Raw genomic sequence first — 17,816 nt, forward strand, 5'->3', positions numbered from 1 at the left:
TTAAAGGCTATACGTAGTACCTTCTTTACCGTCTTTTAATTGAATACCTAGTGCTGCTAATTGATCACGTATTTGATCAGATGTGGCAAAATCTTTATTTTCCCTTGCTGATTTTCGTAATTCGATCAATAACTCTACAACACCACCTAGCTTTTCGGTATCGGCATCAGAACTACTTTTGTTCTCCAAGCCTAAAACATCAAAAACAAAGCTGTGTATGGTGTTCTCCAATTCTAATTTGTCTTCTTCGGTAATAGATTCAGTACCTTCTTTGATAAGGTTGATGTGCTTAACGGCATCAAACAGTTTTGCAATTAAGATAGGCGAATTAAAATCATCGTTCATGGCTGCATAGCAAGATGTTTTCCAAGCTGCAACATCAAAATCGGTAGTCTTACCGGTATTTAAAGATTTAAGTGAATTGATAGCCTCCATCAATTTATTGAATCCTTTTTCAGATGCTAGTAAAGCATCATTACTTATATCTAAAATACTGGTGTAATGTGCCTGCATCATAAAGAAACGCACCATAGAAGGTGAGAAGGGTTTGCTAAGAATCTCGTTTTCACCAGAAAATATCTCACCAGGCAGAATACTATTACCAGTAGATTTCGCCATTTTTCTTCCATTCAAGGTCAGCATATTGGCATGTAACCAATAGTTTACAGGACTTTGACCATTGCAAGCTTCAGCCTGAGCTATTTCACATTCATGGTGTGGGAATTTAAGATCCATTCCGCCTCCGTGAATATCGAATGTCTCGCCTAAATACTTTGTGCTCATCGCAGTACATTCTAAATGCCACCCTGGGAAACCGTCGCCCCATGGCGAAGGCCACCTCATGATATGTTGTGGTTCAGCTTTTTTCCATAAAGCGAAATCTTGCGGATTATGCTTGTCATCTTGAGCGGCAAGATCACGGGTGTTAGCGATCATATCTTCAAGCTTACGACCACTTAGTTTACCGTACTCATGTTCTTCGTTGAACTTAGCGACGTCAAAATATACAGAACCATTGGTTTCATAGGCAAATCCTTTTTCAAGAATATCCTTAATAATTTCAATCTGTTCTATAATATGTCCGGTAGCTGTGGGCTCTATACTTGGAGGTAGAAAATTGAATTTCTCTAAAATATTATGAAAATCTACAGTATATCGCTGAACAACCTCCATCGGTTCTAGCTTTTCTAATCGTGCTTTTTTAGCAATTTTATCTTCGCCATCTTCCGCATCATCAACTAAGTGACCGGCATCTGTAATATTACGAACATAACGCACTTTATAACCTAGGTGTTTAAAGTATCTGAAAATCATATCAAAAGACATGAAAGTTCTACAGTTTCCTAAATGTACATTGCTATACACTGTTGGTCCACAAACATACATGCCTATGTGGCCTTCATTTATGGGTTTGAAAACTTCTTTTTTTCCTGATAAGGAATTGTATACTTTAATTTCCTGGTTTTCGTACAATTGCATGAAGCTATATGCTATTAAAAATGGGTATCTAGGTTTAGGTAATTTAAGAACTCGCGGCGTACTAATTCTTCTTTAAATTTACCGCCATATTCTGCTGTTACGGTACTACTATCAATATCGCGAATTCCTCTAGAATTTACACAAAGGTGTTTTGCATCAATAACACAAGCAACATCTTCAGTACCTAAAGCTTTTTGTAATTCTCTAACGATTTGAATGTTTAAACGCTCTTGAACTTGTGGACGTTTAGCGTAATAGTCTACAATACGATTCATCTTAGAAAGGCCGACCACGGTACCATTAGAAATGTAAGCAACGTGTGCACGACCAACTATTGGTAGAAAGTGATGTTCGCAGGTAGAGTAAAGAGTGATATTCTTTTCAACCAACATTTCACCATACTTGTACTTATTGTCAAAAGTAGAAGCTTTAGGTTTTTTAGCAGGGCTTAAGCCACCGAATATTTCGTTTACATACATTTTAGCAACTCGGTTAGGAGTTCCTTTTAGGCTATCGTCGGTTAAGTCTAAACCTAAGGTTAGCATAATTTCGCGAACATTTTCACGAATGCGTTCAATCTTTTCGGCATCATCCAAATCAAAGGCATCTGAACGTAAAGGAGTATCTTCTGATGTAGAAATGTGATCATTTCCTAATTCATCAAATTGATCTTCCAGTGTATCCTCAATTTTCATTTTATCTATCTTTTAGAAGCTGCAAAGATATACAATATGTGCCACTTTATGACTAATTGCGGGCATTACACAACATAAATTAGCCATAACGTTAAGGTCTAGTTAATTTTAATTTTTCAAATGAGAAGGCCTCTATGACCAAGTATGGTGTATCTATTTTAGTATTTTGCTTTTTTAGCATCTTTACCTGTTTTGCACAGGTGTCGGCAGATTGCGCCAATGCGGTTCCTATTTGCTATAATACTCCTGTAAATGGTGGTACTAATGGTTATGGTATTGACGATTTCAACGGCGCTTCTATTTCTGGTTGTATTACGCAGGGTAGTGGTACTATCGAAACAAATTCTGCTTGGTATAAATTTAAGACTGGTGAAATAGGTCAGTTAGGTTTTAATATCGGATTTGATACTACAGAAGACTGGGATTTTGCTTTGTATAGAACAAGCGATTGCAGCACACTGGGTGAGCCTGTTCGCTGTAATTATTTCGATAATTCTGATGATAGTAGTTTCATAGGAGTGGGGGAGGATCCTACAGGTATAGACAATATACAATATGATGATTGGTTAGATGTTGAACCGGGAGAGGAATATCTACTCATGATCAACAATTTTAGTAACAACAATTCAGGATTCTCTATTCAATTTTCAGGTAACATATTTGTCGAGTTTCCAAACTCTGCTTTAGATTGTGATATAATAGATAATTTATTAGGTCCGCCAGTAATAGCATGCGATAACGATACTGTGGTTTTAGATGCAACTACCGTAGATGCCTTAGATTATGAATGGTACTTAGATGCTGGCACAGGTTATCAACGCATACCCGGTGAAAGTGACCCAGAACTTTCTATTGCCGTTTCTGGTATGTATCGTGTGTTGGTAGTAAGACCTTTAGGTAATAATTTAATCAGTGAGACCCAAGTGGCTTATGCTCCTTCTCCTGAAACCTTTTCTTTAGAAGATGAAACTGCATGTTTAGATGGTACGGCCATTGATTTTAATACCAAAGATGCCGAGGCATTAGGTGCTCAAAGTCCGCTAGATTTTAGGGTGTCATATCATGAAAGTTTTGAAGATGCTTTTGATGGTGCCAACGCGCTTTCAAAAGAATTTATACCTGCACAGGTTTTGCAAACTAAATATGTAAGAACGACATCAATAGAAAACTCAATGTGTTTTGATGCTTCTGAAACTTTTGATATCAATGGTATCGAATTACCTATTTTGGATTTTGATACAGAAGTTTTTATCTGTGGTGATGAACCTGTTGTAACAATAGGGCAACGTATACCCGATGCTAATTTTACATATGAATGGAGTTCAGGGCAAACCTCTTCTCTTATTACAGTTGCGGAGCCAGGTGTATACACCTTGTCTGTGACTAATATTCAAGGATTAATACAATGTATAACTGTTAGGTCGGTTACTGTTGTTTTTTCTAGTCCGCCAATAATATCTGATGTTACTGTAGAATATGAAGACGACGCTTCGAATGTGGTCAATGTTTTCTTAGAAGAGAATGGAGATTTTGAATTTCAAGTTGATAATGAAACACCTCAAGATAGCGGGGTATTTAATAATTTATTCCCTGGTGAGCATACTATCACAGTTCGTGATGTAAATGGATGTGGTTCTGATTCTAGAGATATCGTAGTGGTCGGTTTTCCAAAGTTCTTTACACCCAATGGAGATAATGTAAATGATGCTTGGAAAGTTGATGGATTGTCAGCCTTAGATAATCCGGTAATTACTATTTATGATAGGTATGGTAAATTACTTTATCAAATAGTTGAAAATTCAACTGGCTGGAACGGTTCTTTTAATGGAGCTCTTTTACCTGAATCAGACTACTGGTTTAAGCTTACCTACACTAATTCTTTAGGGGAAAATACAAAGGCATCCTATATTAATAATCATTTTACATTAAAGCGTTAACACTGTTGTTTAGGCTTAATTAGTGTATTTTATCGATTAAACGCAAGAATCTTCGATGTAAGATACTAAAGCAGGTCATGTGTAGTTATAATATACATCACGTATACTAATAAGCTACACTTTTATGAGAACACTTCTTTGTTCTATATGTTGTTTGTTTCTTTTCTATTGGAACGTAACTGCACAGAATTCAGCCGATTGTAGAACAGCTATTCCTGTTTGTGCCGATCAGCCTATTATGGGTATTGCCGGTGGAACTGGTGATGTTGATGATTTTGACCCAGATGTTATACTTCAAACTGGGTGTTTAGAAAAAGGTAGTCTTTCTTCCGCAAATGTTGAGTTTAATACCTCTTGGTTCGTTTTTAGTGCAGGTACGGGTGGTCAGGTCGGTTTTGATATTGAAGCATTGGCTACTTCGGGCTCTACGCCAACTGCCGAGTGGGATTTTGCTGTATATGGTCCAGATGTTGATTGCGGCGATATAAGTAATGGTACTGCGCAGCCCATTCGTTGTAATTATGAAGTTAACGATACTAATTTTACCGGGCTAGGGGTTAACCCTGATAGTGGAGAAGAAGGTCGTGCATCATTAACGGGCAGTCAGAATACGTATGATGAATATTTAGATGTGTTACCTGGAGAGATATATTACATATTGATAAATAATTTTGCAGATAATTTTACTGGAGACCCTGAACCTTTTATGTTGACTTTTACAGGTAGTTCTGTAAGTGATAGTCAAGATACTGCTCTAGATTGTACTTTGCGTGACGAGTTTTTAGGATTGGATATCATTGCCTGTGAGGGTGATGATCCAATAACGATTAGTGCATTGAATTCACCTGCAGGTGCAGATATTGCTAGCGTAGAGTGGACGGTCGATTATGAAGATGATGGGGTAGTAGATGATACCTTAACCGGTTCTGGTGATTTCGGAGCAGAGTTGGTTATTATTAGTCCTAATTCTGGTCGGTATTTCGCTACAATTACTACCATAACCGGTACACCACCAACTGTGGCTGATGATAGTGGGGTTTTAGTCACCTTTTTTGGTACACCTATTTTAGACCGTGTCGAAACATTAGATAGTAACCTATCTATTGATCCTGATCAAAATAATATTGAATTTTTTGTCGAAAGTGATGGAGATTATGAATATGCGATTAACGACGGTGTATTTCAAGATAATCCTGTTTTTATGAATGTACCGCCAGGAATTAATACGGTTGTTATTAATGATAAGAATGGTTGCGGAATTACTGATCCTATAGAGTTTTTGGTAGTAGGATATCCTAAATTCTTCACTCCAAATGGAGATGGAATAAATGATTATTGGAATGTGGAGGGAATTGAAACATTAAACAATCCTGTTGTATATATTTTTGATCGATATGGTAAGTTGTTGAAGCAGCTTGGCGCAAATGATAGTTGGGACGGAAATTTCAACGGACAGCAAATGACTTCTACAGATTATTGGTTCCGTTTTGAATATAGTGATATGGAAGATAATCTACTAGTAGCAAAAACCCGAAAGACACATTTTTCATTAAAGAGATAAAAAAAGGGGAGCAAATTGCTCCCCTTTTTTTATACCTATTTTTTTAATTCTAGAAATTTATAGTGTAGCTCAAAGTCGCATTGGTCATACTTCTATCTATTGTGGCAGGTGTCGTAATACCAGCATTGAATAATCTATCACTAATATCTTGTTGAGAGCGGCTTAAGGCAAAATCTAATTTACTTCCACCAAAATTATATCCAATACCACCAGAAACGGCGTTTAAATCGCCAATGGTGTTTCCGTTTGCATACGGACTCTGTTCAAATCGATATCCTGCTCTTAGACTTACTTGTTGAATTCTATATTCACCACCAAGTCTAAATGTAGAAACAGCACCTAGATCACTCGCAATTTGAGAATTTACGGTCTGAAAACTAGGGTCGTTTGAAGGTCTTAACTCAGAATTTGAAAAATCTTGGTAACTGTAATCGAAACTTAATAATCCGTCTTTCGCAAATATAACTGCTAAGCTACCCGTCGCCTTAGCCGGAGTTTTAATGGTATATCTTTCGAATAAATTCACAATATTAAAATCAATGAAATTTATATCTTCATCAGCTAAATCTGAATTTATACGTTGAGAAAAATCATCTTCTAAATGATACCAAGTTGGCGATTGGTAGCTGCCACCTAATCGTACATTTTCATTCAATTTGGCAATTGCGCCTAGACTAAAAGAGAAGCCATTACCTTCTGTTTGCAGATAGTTGTCAAAAGTTGTTCTCTGAATTTCAGAATCAGGTAAGTATCCACCTTCGCTGAATTGATCATATTGAGTATAAAGAACGCTGTGGAAATTTAAAGAAGCTCCCAGATAAATATTCTCTTTGTACTGTGAAGCTGCGTTAATGGTAAACTTACTATTATAACCAGTGGTTCTTCTTAAAAAATCTTGATCAACGGTATCATATAGAGCGTTACTAGTATAATTGGTAGTATTGTCATCCTCAGTTTCTGGATCAAGAACACCACCATAGTATCCTAAAAATGTTTGTTGGTCTCTAAAACCTTGGGCAGAACCAATGTCAAGATAGGCTTCTTCTAGAAATTCGTTATCTTGTAAAAGAATGGACCCAAAAGGTGTACCCTGTGCATATTCAGAAAAATAGGTATCTATACCTTGGTTGCTGCGACCCGATACGTAATATTCATTATCGAAATTATTTACCAAGTCATAATGGAACGCCAAGGTGAATTTTTGCCAATCGGAATTCGAATCTGTATTTTTAAATACAAACGCACCACCCAGTTGATTCAATTCGACGTTATTGTCTTTAGTATTTAAAACGTTACCAAAATAACCGGCATCATTACTTGTATTGTAATTGGATCCCGATATGGTAAAAAGGCTATTATTGAAAACTGCAGATCCTGCTGGGTTTACATTCAATGATGATAAATCTCCACCTAATGCGCCAAATGCGCCACCCATAGCTTGAAAACGGGCAGTACCTTGAAGGTTTTCTGTGCCATATCGCAAGGCTTCGTTTATGTTTTGTGCAGTACCAATGGCACATGCCACTAGTAATACGAAAGTTAAATATCTCTTCATAGCAATGATTCAATTTTAAAGTAAGTTTAAATTTTAATTTCTTCCGCGGCTACTACTTCTACTAGAAGAGCCGGATGATCTTGATGAAGAACCGCTGCTAGAACTTCTAGAGCTGCTACCTGAGCTTCTATAAGAACTACCGCTAGAGCTACTTCTTCCTGAGCTATAGTTGCTGCTTCTTGAGCTGCTGCCAGAGCTACGGTAAGATCCACTATTAGAACCGCGTGAGCTTCTACCTGTAGAATAATTACCTGAGCTGCTGCCAGAATTTCTATATGTTGACGTTCGTGGCACGGCAACCCGGCTACTTGATCTAGCAGTACTAGAACTAGATGTTCTAGGGCTGTTGCTATATCTACTGCTATTACTATAGTTTCGAGAAGAGCTACTGTTGTATCTTGGTGTTGCTCTAGTGCTTCTACTTGTTCTATATGCTCTATTTTGATCTACGCCAACAGTTCTTCGTGTAGTCGTATTGCCTGAATAGGTTCTTGAACTGCGTGTATTTGCAGAACTTCTAGCTGTGGTTGAACGTGCAGTACTGTTTCTATATCTTGGTGAATCTCCTCTTGTGTTTACATTAGAACGACCTCTCGCTGCTGTTGAAGAGATGCCGCTATTGTTTGTATTTGTTCTCGTATAATTTCCTCTTCTTGAATTGTTAACGGCATAGCTTCTGTTCGAGAAACGGTTGTTTCTATTATAGTTTCGGTTTCCGTAACCGTAGCCATAACCATAATTAAAGCCGTTGCCATAGCCCCAGTTGTTCCAGCCATTGCCCCAATTATTCCATCCAAAACCAAAACCGCCGTAACCCCAGTTGTTCCATCCTAAGCCAAAACCACCGTAGCCCCAGTTGTTCCATCTATTCCATCTGTTCCATCCCCAAGGTTGACCCCATCCGTTTCCATAAAATCCGCCATAGCCAACATTGTTCCAGCCCCATCCATAAAGCCCGCCATTATTCCAGTTATTCCATCCATTGTCATGAATGTATATGCTGACGTCAGCATTATTACTTCCCCAGCTGCCGTAACCTTGGTAGTCATTTGCAGTGGTGTAATAATCTGTTAATTGATCTTGTTGAACATCTTGATTTAAATCATTACTAGTGTAAGAATCTACATCTGTAAAAATTTCTTCATTCAATATCTCGCCATATTGATCTGCTTTTTCACCAAAATAGTTCGTATAAGTATCCGTTTCAGGATTATTCCGTGTGTAATTTCTCTGTTCTGGTCTTCTTTCTACCGTCGTTGAGGTATCATCAGAATAAATACCATCATTGTCGTAATAAGAAGATTGTTGGTAAGAACCGCAAGAAGCCGTAATAACTGCCAAGGTTACCAACATTGTTATGTTTCGAAATTTGTTGTGGGGTGTAGAATATATCATCGGATCAAAATTATATTGTTGAACATATTAAAAATAACTAGTTTTACTCAATTATTATATACTAATATGCACAAAATTTGTGCCAAAGTCCAGATAATGAGTAAAAATTTGACTAAGAGAAGCGAGGATTATAGCAAGTGGTATAACGAATTAGTGGTTAAAGCTGATTTAGCCGAAAATTCTGGTGTACGAGGTTGTATGGTTATAAAACCATATGGTTTTGGTATTTGGGAGAAAATGCAAGCCGGTTTAGATAAAATGTTTAAAGAGACAGGGCATGAGAATGCCTATTTTCCATTGTTTATACCGAAATCATATTTTAGCAAAGAGGCTAGCCATGTAGAAGGGTTCGCTAAAGAATGTGCTGTAGTAACCCACTACAGACTAAAAAATGCCGAAGATGGTAGCGGAATCATCGTTGATCCCGATGCAAAGTTGGAAGAAGAATTGATAGTTAGACCTACTTCTGAAACCATTATTTGGGATACCTATAGAAAATGGATTCAATCATATAGAGATTTGCCACTTCTAATTAACCAATGGGCAAATGTTGTTCGATGGGAGATGCGTACGCGCTTATTCTTAAGAACGTCTGAGTTTTTATGGCAAGAAGGGCATACCGCACACGCAACGGAAAGTGAAGCCATAGCAGAGGCAGAGCAAATGATGAACGTTTATGCAGATTTTGTTGAAAACCATATGGCCGTACCTGTTATAAAGGGTACTAAAACGGAGAGCGAACGTTTCGCTGGTGCAATAGAAACCTATTGTATAGAGGCATTAATGCAAGACGGTAAGGCATTGCAAGCCGGTACATCGCATTTCTTAGGTCAAAATTTTGCAAAAGCTTTTGATGTAAAATTTGCAACCAAAGAAGGTGGTAAAGAATATGTTTGGGCAACCTCTTGGGGCGTTTCTACCAGATTAATTGGAGCGTTGATTATGACCCATAGTGATGATAACGGATTGGTAATACCTCCAAAATTAGCGCCTATTCAAGTTGTTATTGTTCCTATATATAAAGGTTTAGATCAATTAGATAAAATTTCTGAGACCGTAAATGTATTAGTAAAAGAACTTAGGGCTAAAGGTATTTCTGTGAAGTTTGATAATAGGGATACACACAAGCCAGGTTTTAAATTTAATGAGTACGAATTACGCGGAGTTCCTGTAAGATTGGCAATTGGACCAAGAGATCTTGAAAATGGCACTTATGAGTTGGTTAGAAGAGATACCTTGCAAAAAGAGACTGTTGCAGCGACAGATGTAGTAGCTAAAATTGAGTTTTTAATGGAAGATATTCAAAAGAATATGTACCAAAAAGCGCTTGATTATAGAACAAATCATATTACAGAGGTGAATTCTTACGATGAATTTAAAAAAGTTTTAAAAGAAAAAGGCGGATTTATTTCTGCGCATTGGGACGGTAGTAAGGAGACTGAGGAACGTGTTAAAAAGGAGACGAAGGCAACTATACGTTGCATTCCCATCGATGCAAAAGAAGAAGAGGGCACATGTATGGTAACAGGTAAACCGTCTAATAAAAGGGTGTTATTTGCGAAAGCTTATTAATTTTTTTAAAAAATAATAAGTAGGTGTTGTGATAGTAAAAAATATTTGTATTTTTGCATCCGCAATTGCGCAAAGTATGGTCCGTTCGTCTAGGGGTTAGGACGCCAGGTTTTCATCCTGGTAACAGGGGTTCGATTCCCCTACGGACTACTAATAAACAGTTGGATGTATTTCCAAAAAATTGACATAATGGTCCGTTCGTCTAGGGGTTAGGACGCCAGGTTTTCATCCTGGTAACAGGGGTTCGATTCCCCTACGGACTACAAAAATTGAATGGATGAGAATCCGAAGAAATTATAATAAATTATAAAATGGCAAATCACAAGTCGGCATTAAAGAGAATCAGAAGAAACGAAGCAGTTCGTTTAAGAAATAGATATCAGCATAAAACTACACGTAATGCTATTAAAAGATTACGTTCAGAAGAATCTAAGAAAGATGCAGAGGCTCTTTTTCCAAGTGTTGTTAGTATGATCGATCGTTTAGCTAAACGTAATATTATACATGATAATAAAGCTGCCAATTTAAAGAGTAAGTTAGCAAAGCACGTAGCTGCTCTATAATTTAGCTTTAAAGTAAAAACTTAGAGCCTTCCTTTAATTAGGAAGGCTTTTTTTGTTGGATCTTTTTTGATAGCCTATTTTATTTAAGTACTTCGTTTGCTATTCTAAGCCTTTTCATTAATATAAGACCTATGATAATGCAAGTGTAAAATACGCCTATAGAAATGTAGTGGTATTTAGATAAATTATGGAGGATGAAAAAGTCGTATTCAAAAGATAAGATATACATGCTTATAGGGTAGCATATGTAAAAAAACAAAATGCCAATACTTAGCCAAAATAAAAGATTTCTATATATAGGTAATCTATGTTTTGTAATTATCAGTTTATATAAATAGGTTGATACTGTGTATATTAAAATTACCGATCCGATAATGATGGCAAAATTTTGAGGTTCCGTAAAAAAGTCTTGAAGAAATAGATTGCCAATACACGTTAGTAAAAAAGTTATTCCACCATATTTAATTATAATTTTAGTGAGTCTATTATCGTTCAACTGATAATAGACATAAAAGAAATATAGAAAGAAAATAACATCATATATATTAAAAATTATGGTGTTGTAATTGTAATATTCTTGTCTGTATACTAATTGAATGTCATCTACGTCTCTTACTATTAATCCTAATACTTCTGTCAAGAATGTATAGGTAAGAAGTATTGGAAAATACCTTAATACCGTATCATAATAAAGTTGATATTTAATTAAGCTTAAAACCAACGCTATAAAATAGAGTGGCATGAAGTAATTATCCAATAGGTACGCTAACATAGTTTTGACCTTGTTATTGTAAAATTATTGATTCTTTGGTGGTGGTACACCAGATCCTCTATTTAAGGTTAAACTTTGTGACTCTTGTAGACTAAGTGTTGCTGTAGCTGTTGAATTAGAACTAGGTGCAATAGACGCATACACTTTGTTTCTTTCTTGTATACGAGTGCTGTATCCCTTTATATCTTCAAAGTCGTTAGTTAAGGGTACTGCTTGCTTGCCTTTTGCACCTTGTGCAATGTAGAAAAGGTAATCTCGTTTTCCGTCATTATAAGTAGGGGAAAGCATTATAGAATTCTGTCTAGGGTGTTTAATGGAGTCTTTTGTGTTTTCAAAAACAACTTCATTTGGGTAATTGGAAAAATAAAATCTTAAAGTCGAAATTTCTACACCCGCTTCATCTGCCTCTTGTTCTATGTATTCTAAATACTGTTTAATAGTTTTGTAATCATAGTACACAAACCTTCCTACATCAAACTCTTTTTCATCTTTATTCTGCCTGTTTAACGAATCTTCATAATGTTGAATTAGCGGTACTCTTCGCTTGCTATATGAATCATACATGCTTTTTGCTTGGGGAATTGCAACAATCTGATTTGGTGCTGTAACCTTACCGTTCCCTAAATCTCCCTCTTTTTTCTTTTGTTCACAACCACTTATTGCAAGTAGAGTAATAACACTAGTAATTAATTTCCAAATACTCGGTGATTTTTTCATTGTTAAAAAAATTAAGTTTATAATGGATTTAATAAATATAAACAATATTAAATAGGGGGGAGTAATTCAATGTTTATTATAGATATTTTAAATTTCTCAAAATTGGGAACTGCTGATCTTTTTTTTTGGTTGAAATAATTAAGACCTCAAAAGGCAATGCAATTGAGGTCTTAATTATTGTTAAAAAGCGAACTAATCCCAATGCTTTGGTGGAGGTCCACCTTGTCCAAAGTTAAATAAAGTACTTAATTGTGAACTTAAAATCTTGATTGGTTGTGGATTTAGGGTGTTTTTTGAAAAATCTAAAATATTTTCATTTGGTTTGTCAAAAGAGAAGAAAGAACAATTTCTATTTCCTTTAAGAGTTGGAGCAAAAAATAGTGTTAAGTGATTAGCATAAATTCCGGCATCTTCGTTATTCTGGTGTGCTGCAAAAACAACATTTATGCCCGATAATGAAATGTTGTTTAGAGCAGCTTGATCATCAAGAAAAGAAAGATATTCCTCAAATTCTCCCACTTCATAGTATACAAATCTGGTGTCTAATTCTACAATAGCTGAAAATGGAGCGGTTATAGCATCATGATAATTGTTGTATAGTGTAATTGCTTCTGCCGATGATATTGAATGGGAATTATGTAGGATTAAGCTTTGATCTACTGATTGTAATTTATCAAAATCTTTAACCGTACTGTATGGTTCTCCTGCAAAGCGATGTAAATAAGTGATTTTATTATTATCAAACGAAAATGCACGGTGCAGGTCTAATTGTTCATCGTATGTCACTGGCGCAATAAAAATTGTTCTTTGATTATTTTTATTAGCACCAAGCAAAAAAGCAAATCTCGATATTTTAATTTGTTTATCTGAGCAAAAGTTTGTAACGTATATAAAATAATCTTTTAATGCCTTATAATCAAACCAAACAGCTCTAAGTGAATTTTGTGTGTAATTTGCTAATCTAGTTTGGTAAAAGTTGTTATAATAGGTAGTTGCCTTATTCAAAGGAATAATTTTGCTTGGTATCTGAACCTGTCGTTTTTTTAATTCGGGTACAGCAATTACATAATCGCAATCCATCTCTTTTTTCATATTTTATAATTTAAGTTTAACAAATGATTTCTCCAAATTAAATATTTAATTTTAAATTATTTATGTTTAATGATAAATTTTTTATGGGAATTGTAATTTTTATACAAAAGGTTGTGAATAATTGCTTGTTTTCTGGATCAACAAAAATTTCTATATTGTATATCCGTTTAATGTCCATTAGCTGTAATACTTGCTATCACTAGTCTATCGAATATTCTTTCGCCAAAGTACCTTCTATTGAGCTTATAAATGAACTCATTTAAGTAAAGTTGTAGATACTTTGCTTTGAATTTGTGATAAGTTCCTACAAAATTGCGTTTTGCATTGCTTATGGCAATATGCACCCATTTTAAAGTCTCTTTTGTTGTTTGTTCGGTCGACTTCTCGCTGATATGTATATCTACATAGTAGGCAATGTTTAAATAGGATGTACTCTTATCCGTAAAAACGATAGAATCATCATTGGCTATTGCTTGTTGTAGTGTTTGGTTTGTCCCTTCCACTTTATGATCTGTTAGCACCTTTGCTTTAAAGTATCTGGCTTGCCGTTCTATTTTTCCCGTCTCTATGTCCTCAAGAATAGTGCTTTCCGCCATTATCATTACATTGTTCTTTGTCTTGCTACCACGCCCTGCCTTCTGTGTTTTGTGTTTATGAGCGGAGGCTTCTATTGTAAAATATCCTTCATCTGCCTCTATCATATCTTCCAGAGTATAGCGGTCATCTCGTTGCCCCATTGCCTTACGGAGCTTATGGACCATAGCCCAGATTGGCTCATACCGTTTTAAACCTAGTTGGCGCTGAATCTCTTTGCTGGAAAAACCTTTTTTGGTGGTACTCAATAGAAATATTGTTTTGTACCAAATCATAAAGGATAGTTTGGAACTCTCCATTATAGTGCCGCTGCGCAAGGATATTCTTGCATTACAACTCTTACATTGATAGCTCCACTTGTTCTTGAGCCAATAGTGATTTGTGCCTTGACATCTATGACAAACAACACCTTGCAGGTCTCGTTACTCTTTAAAGTGTAATCTACAACTTTGTTCATCTGTAAAATGTACCCCAAAAAGAAAATATATCCATATTTAACTATCTTATTATCAAATAAGTATACGAAATTATATTAGAATTAGGGGTGTTTACGGACATACAAAATTTCTATTATTACGCTCTACCTAAAAAAATGTAGGGAAAATTTGTAAGCCTTAAAATATCTTTAAATATTGCCGTTGAGCTAAACTTTTTTCAACCATTTTAGTGTGATTCTTAAAACAAGAAATTATCAGTGCTTATTAAATCTTTTCGTCCATAATTTAGGTTTTATTTCAATAAAAAAAGTCCCGATTTCATAAAGTAATCGGGACTTTGAAATATGTTCAAAAAATTCTATTGATTCATCGTCATCAAGAACTCTTCATTATTTTTAGTTTGTTTAAATCTTTGCTCAATGAACTCCATTGCTTCAACAGGGTTCATATCTGCAAGGTATTTACGCATAATCCACATACGTTGCAGTGTTGCTTCATCTAATAACATGTCGTCTCTACGTGTACTAGAGGATGTAAGATCAATTGCAGGGAAAATTCTTCTGTTTGCAATCTTACGATCCAATTGAAGTTCCATGTTACCTGTACCTTTAAATTCTTCGAAGATAACCTCGTCCATTTTAGACCCAGTTTCTGTTAATGCAGTCGCGATAATCGTAAGAGAACCGCCACCTTCAATATTACGGGCAGCGCCAAAGAATCTTTTAGGCTTGTGCAATGCGTTTGCATCAACACCACCACTTAATACTTTACCAGATGCAGGCTGTACAGTATTGTATGCTCTTGCCAAACGTGTAATCGAATCTAAAAGAATTACAACATCATGACCACATTCTACTAAACGTTTTGCTTTTTCTAAAACAATGTTAGCAACACGTACATGTTCTGTCGGTTCCTTATCGAATGTAGAAGCTACAACCTCCCCACGTACATTACGTTGCATATCGGTAACTTCTTCTGGTCTTTCATCAATTAATAGTATTATTTGATAAACTTCTGGGTGGTTTGCAGCAATACCGTTCGCGATATCTTTTAAAAGCATGGTTTTACCAGACTTTGGTTGAGATACGATCATACCTCTTTGTCCTTTTCCGATAGGGGAGAACAAATCGATAATACGGGTAGATATCGTGCTTTGGCGTTCTGCCAAATTAAATTTTTCTTGTGGGAATAACGGAGTCAAATGCTCAAATGACACACGGTCACGAACAATTTGTGGGTCTATACCATTAATTTTATTCACCTTAATAAGCGGAAAATATTTTTCTCCTTCTTTAGGTGGTCTAACGTTACCTAATACGGTATCTCCTGTTTTTAAACCGAAAAGACGTATTTGCGATTGAGAAACATAAATATCATCAGGTGATGATAAGTAGTTGTAATCAGATGAACGTAAAAATCCGTATCCATCTTGCATGATATCTAAAACACCTTCACTGGCAATAATAGAGTCGAACTCATACTCAGGTTCTTTATACCTATTTTTTAAATCCTTGTCAAAATTGCTTTTGTCGTGAGTAGGTCTCGGATTAGGTTTTTTACTGTGATTGTTATTCTGAGGAGAATTCTTTTTATTTGGCTGGTTTACAGCTTTAGGCCTTGGTCTAGGTCTTTTTTGCTCAACAGGTTCTTTTGAATCACCTTCTTGACTACTTTCAGTTTTAACCGCATCAACTTTTGCAGTAACAACTTTTTCAACAGCTACTTTTGCAGGAGCATTAGTTTCATTGTTCGTATTTTTTTCAACACGAGGTCTAGGTCTTGGTTTTGGCTTCGGTTGCGGTTTTTCTGCAGAAGGTTTACTAGCTACTTCTGTGGTTGCAGGAGCAATCGCCGCAGCAACTTTCGGATTCGCAGCTTGTAAGTCCAAAATTTGATAAACTAAATCTAGTTTTTTTAAGGTCTTGAATTTAGGAACCTTTAGTCCTTTCGCAATTTCCTGTAATTCAGGTAGCTTTTTTGATTTTAAATCTGAAATCTCAAACATTAAGTAGTAGAATAAATTATAAGTAGTTTGTATTGTAAGAAGTAAATATTTTTTTGGATAATCTCTAGGAATGTTTTCCTTGATTGGTAGGTGTTATGACTTGATAACGTAGCAATATTACAAATTATTTTGAATAAAATGGTTATAATTTTTGAAAAGACCTGTATTTTTGCAACGTAAAGTGGTAATTGAATTATGATTCAAAGAATACAAAGCCTTTATTTAATTATTGTAGCAATACTTACGGGTGTTCTACCGTTCTTCTTTAGTCTATGGATACATGTAGATGGTACAGAAGTATTTGCAAATAATGAAATGCTTATTTCTATTGCCTTTTATGTAAGTGCTGTTCTAGCTATTTGGGCTTTGGTACAGTTTAAAAATAGAAAAACCCAGTTTGTAATTAACAGGCTGAATATGATATTAAACTTTTTTTTATTAGGATTTTTCGTTTATCGATCGCTAAACTTATCCGGAGAGACTTTGGTTTCTGAGAAGGGTATTGGGATGTTGATTCCAGTATTTTCTATCATTTTTTTGGCCCTTGCAAATAAGGCTATAAAAAAGGATGAAGATCTTGTAAAATCTGTTGATCGCTTGCGTTAGACCTATAATCTTAGTAGTATTAGTGCGTTAAAACCCGGGGTAGTTTCCGGGTTTTTTTTATGCCCTTACTTTTCTGAAGTCAAAGTACCCATTTCCATAATTATCACAAAAACATTGCAATTCTTCTATCTCTTGTGATACACTGTTTACTTTTTCTTGAATTATTCGTGATACGGCCTTTCTATGTTTGTCCCAAGAAACAGCAAGGCTAACGATAGTCGTTAGTTACCCTGTATTTAAACTAAACATTTTAAAAATTACGATTATGAAAAACAGAAAATTTGCCCTTGTGGTATTAGCTAGTGCCATGACCACTTTCTTCATTAGCTGCTCAAATGATGATGCGGAAGTAGTAACGGTGACAGAGACTGTTGAAGTAGATTCTTCATTACCAGTTGGCGATTTATTGGTGAGCTTGAGTGGTAACTTGGTTGCAGAGAGTGGTACACCAACACAAGGATTGGTAGAAGTAGGTGTTGATACTGACAATACTAATTTTGTTCGTTTTGCAGATGATTTTACAACGGAATTAGGGACAGGTACAGTAGGTATCTTTCTTTCCACTTCTGCAGTTTTTACTCCGGATCCAGCAAATGGTAATCCAGATTTAATGTTAATAGGTAATGTAGCCGGTAATGGAGAAATGTTCATAAAATTGAGTGATACACCCGATGCTAAATATACACACATTGTTCTTTGGTGTGCTACAGCTAACATACCATTTGGAAATGTTGCTTTAAACTAATATAGTTTTTTACTGCCTTTGGGAATAGAGACACATGATTCTGTTTTTCTATGTCTCCCAAAGGCTTTTTTTATTGTGTTGTATAAAACAA

At 35.7% G+C, this 17,816-nt stretch carries 13 protein-coding genes, 2 tRNA genes and 1 pseudogene; 8 read left to right on the plus strand and 8 right to left on the minus strand.

The window, feature by feature from the left end; all coding sequences use genetic code 11:
• Both cysS and folE read right to left on the minus strand, forming a co-directional pair.
• Entirely contained in the window at positions 1-1,479 is a 1,479-nt protein-coding gene (gene cysS / locus ACPF9A_RS15060) for a cysteine--tRNA ligase (protein ID WP_423998260.1), read from the minus strand.
• Positions 1,480-1,493: 14 nt separating this feature from the next.
• The gene (gene folE / locus ACPF9A_RS15065; RefSeq protein WP_299320715.1) at positions 1,494-2,174 is read right to left on the minus strand and encodes a GTP cyclohydrolase I FolE; all 681 of its coding nucleotides are present in this window, start codon (positions 2,172-2,174) and stop codon (positions 1,494-1,496) included.
• Positions 2,175-2,308: 134 nt separating this feature from the next.
• On the opposite strand from folE, the gene ACPF9A_RS15070 reads away from it, so the two are divergent.
• Both ACPF9A_RS15070 and ACPF9A_RS15075 read left to right on the plus strand, forming a co-directional pair.
• Positions 2,309-4,111 carry a T9SS type B sorting domain-containing protein gene (locus ACPF9A_RS15070; protein WP_423998262.1) on the plus strand — a complete coding sequence of 601 codons (1,803 nt, stop codon included), beginning with the start codon at positions 2,309-2,311 and terminating at the stop codon, positions 4,109-4,111.
• 124 nt (positions 4,112-4,235) lie between these two features.
• Positions 4,236-5,672: a T9SS type B sorting domain-containing protein gene (locus ACPF9A_RS15075; RefSeq protein ID WP_423998264.1), complete on the plus strand. Its 1,437-nt coding sequence runs from the start codon at positions 4,236-4,238 to the stop codon at positions 5,670-5,672.
• A gap of 49 nt (positions 5,673-5,721) precedes the next feature.
• Here the strand turns inward: ACPF9A_RS15075 and ACPF9A_RS15080 are convergent, their stop codons facing one another.
• Both ACPF9A_RS15080 and ACPF9A_RS15085 read right to left on the minus strand, forming a co-directional pair.
• Complete coding sequence (locus ACPF9A_RS15080) at positions 5,722-7,227, minus strand: OmpP1/FadL family transporter (RefSeq protein WP_423998266.1); 1,506 nt, start codon at positions 7,225-7,227, stop codon at positions 5,722-5,724.
• A gap of 33 nt (positions 7,228-7,260) precedes the next feature.
• Positions 7,261-8,622 carry a hypothetical protein gene (locus ACPF9A_RS15085; protein ID WP_423998268.1) on the minus strand — a complete coding sequence of 454 codons (1,362 nt, stop codon included), beginning with the start codon at positions 8,620-8,622 and terminating at the stop codon, positions 7,261-7,263.
• Positions 8,623-8,718: 96 nt separating this feature from the next.
• On the opposite strand from ACPF9A_RS15085, the gene proS reads away from it, so the two are divergent.
• The 4 genes from proS (at position 8,719) to rpsT (ending at position 10,757) form a co-directional block, all read left to right on the plus strand.
• Complete coding sequence (gene proS, locus ACPF9A_RS15090) at positions 8,719-10,194, plus strand: proline--tRNA ligase (RefSeq protein WP_423998270.1); 1,476 nt, start codon at positions 8,719-8,721, stop codon at positions 10,192-10,194.
• Between the two features lie 78 nt (positions 10,195-10,272).
• A tRNA-Glu gene (locus tag ACPF9A_RS15095) sits at positions 10,273-10,344 on the plus strand.
• 41 nt (positions 10,345-10,385) lie between these two features.
• Positions 10,386-10,457 (plus strand) — tRNA-Glu (locus ACPF9A_RS15100).
• Between the two features lie 48 nt (positions 10,458-10,505).
• A complete protein-coding gene (gene rpsT / locus ACPF9A_RS15105; protein WP_133672272.1) occupies positions 10,506-10,757 on the plus strand; it encodes a 30S ribosomal protein S20 in 252 nt (83 codons plus the stop codon).
• 796 nt (positions 10,758-11,553) lie between these two features.
• Here rpsT and ACPF9A_RS15110 read toward each other — a convergent pair.
• The 4 genes and pseudogenes from ACPF9A_RS15110 to rho form a co-directional block, all read right to left on the minus strand.
• A complete protein-coding gene (locus ACPF9A_RS15110; RefSeq protein ID WP_423998272.1) occupies positions 11,554-12,246 on the minus strand; it encodes a hypothetical protein in 693 nt (230 codons plus the stop codon).
• A 192-nt stretch (positions 12,247-12,438) separates the two neighbouring features.
• Entirely contained in the window at positions 12,439-13,338 is a 900-nt protein-coding gene (locus tag ACPF9A_RS15115; protein WP_423998274.1) for a hypothetical protein, read from the minus strand.
• Positions 13,339-13,505: 167 nt separating this feature from the next.
• Positions 13,506-14,420: pseudogene (locus tag ACPF9A_RS15120) on the minus strand (IS1595 family transposase).
• Between the two features lie 307 nt (positions 14,421-14,727).
• Complete coding sequence (gene rho, locus ACPF9A_RS15125; protein ID WP_423998276.1) at positions 14,728-16,374, minus strand: transcription termination factor Rho; 1,647 nt, start codon at positions 16,372-16,374, stop codon at positions 14,728-14,730.
• Between the two features lie 195 nt (positions 16,375-16,569).
• On the opposite strand from rho, the gene ACPF9A_RS15130 reads away from it, so the two are divergent.
• Both ACPF9A_RS15130 and ACPF9A_RS15135 read left to right on the plus strand, forming a co-directional pair.
• Positions 16,570-16,980: a DUF4293 domain-containing protein gene (locus tag ACPF9A_RS15130; protein ID WP_423998278.1), complete on the plus strand. Its 411-nt coding sequence runs from the start codon at positions 16,570-16,572 to the stop codon at positions 16,978-16,980.
• Positions 16,981-17,245: 265 nt separating this feature from the next.
• On the plus strand, positions 17,246-17,725 hold the full coding sequence (locus ACPF9A_RS15135; protein ID WP_423998279.1) for a hypothetical protein: 480 nt from the start codon (positions 17,246-17,248) through the stop codon (positions 17,723-17,725).
• Positions 17,726-17,816: the final 91 nt, after the last annotated feature.

Source organism: Maribacter sp. IgM3_T14_3 (assembly GCF_049603095.1).
Classification (GTDB): Bacteria; Bacteroidota; Bacteroidia; order Flavobacteriales; family Flavobacteriaceae; genus Maribacter.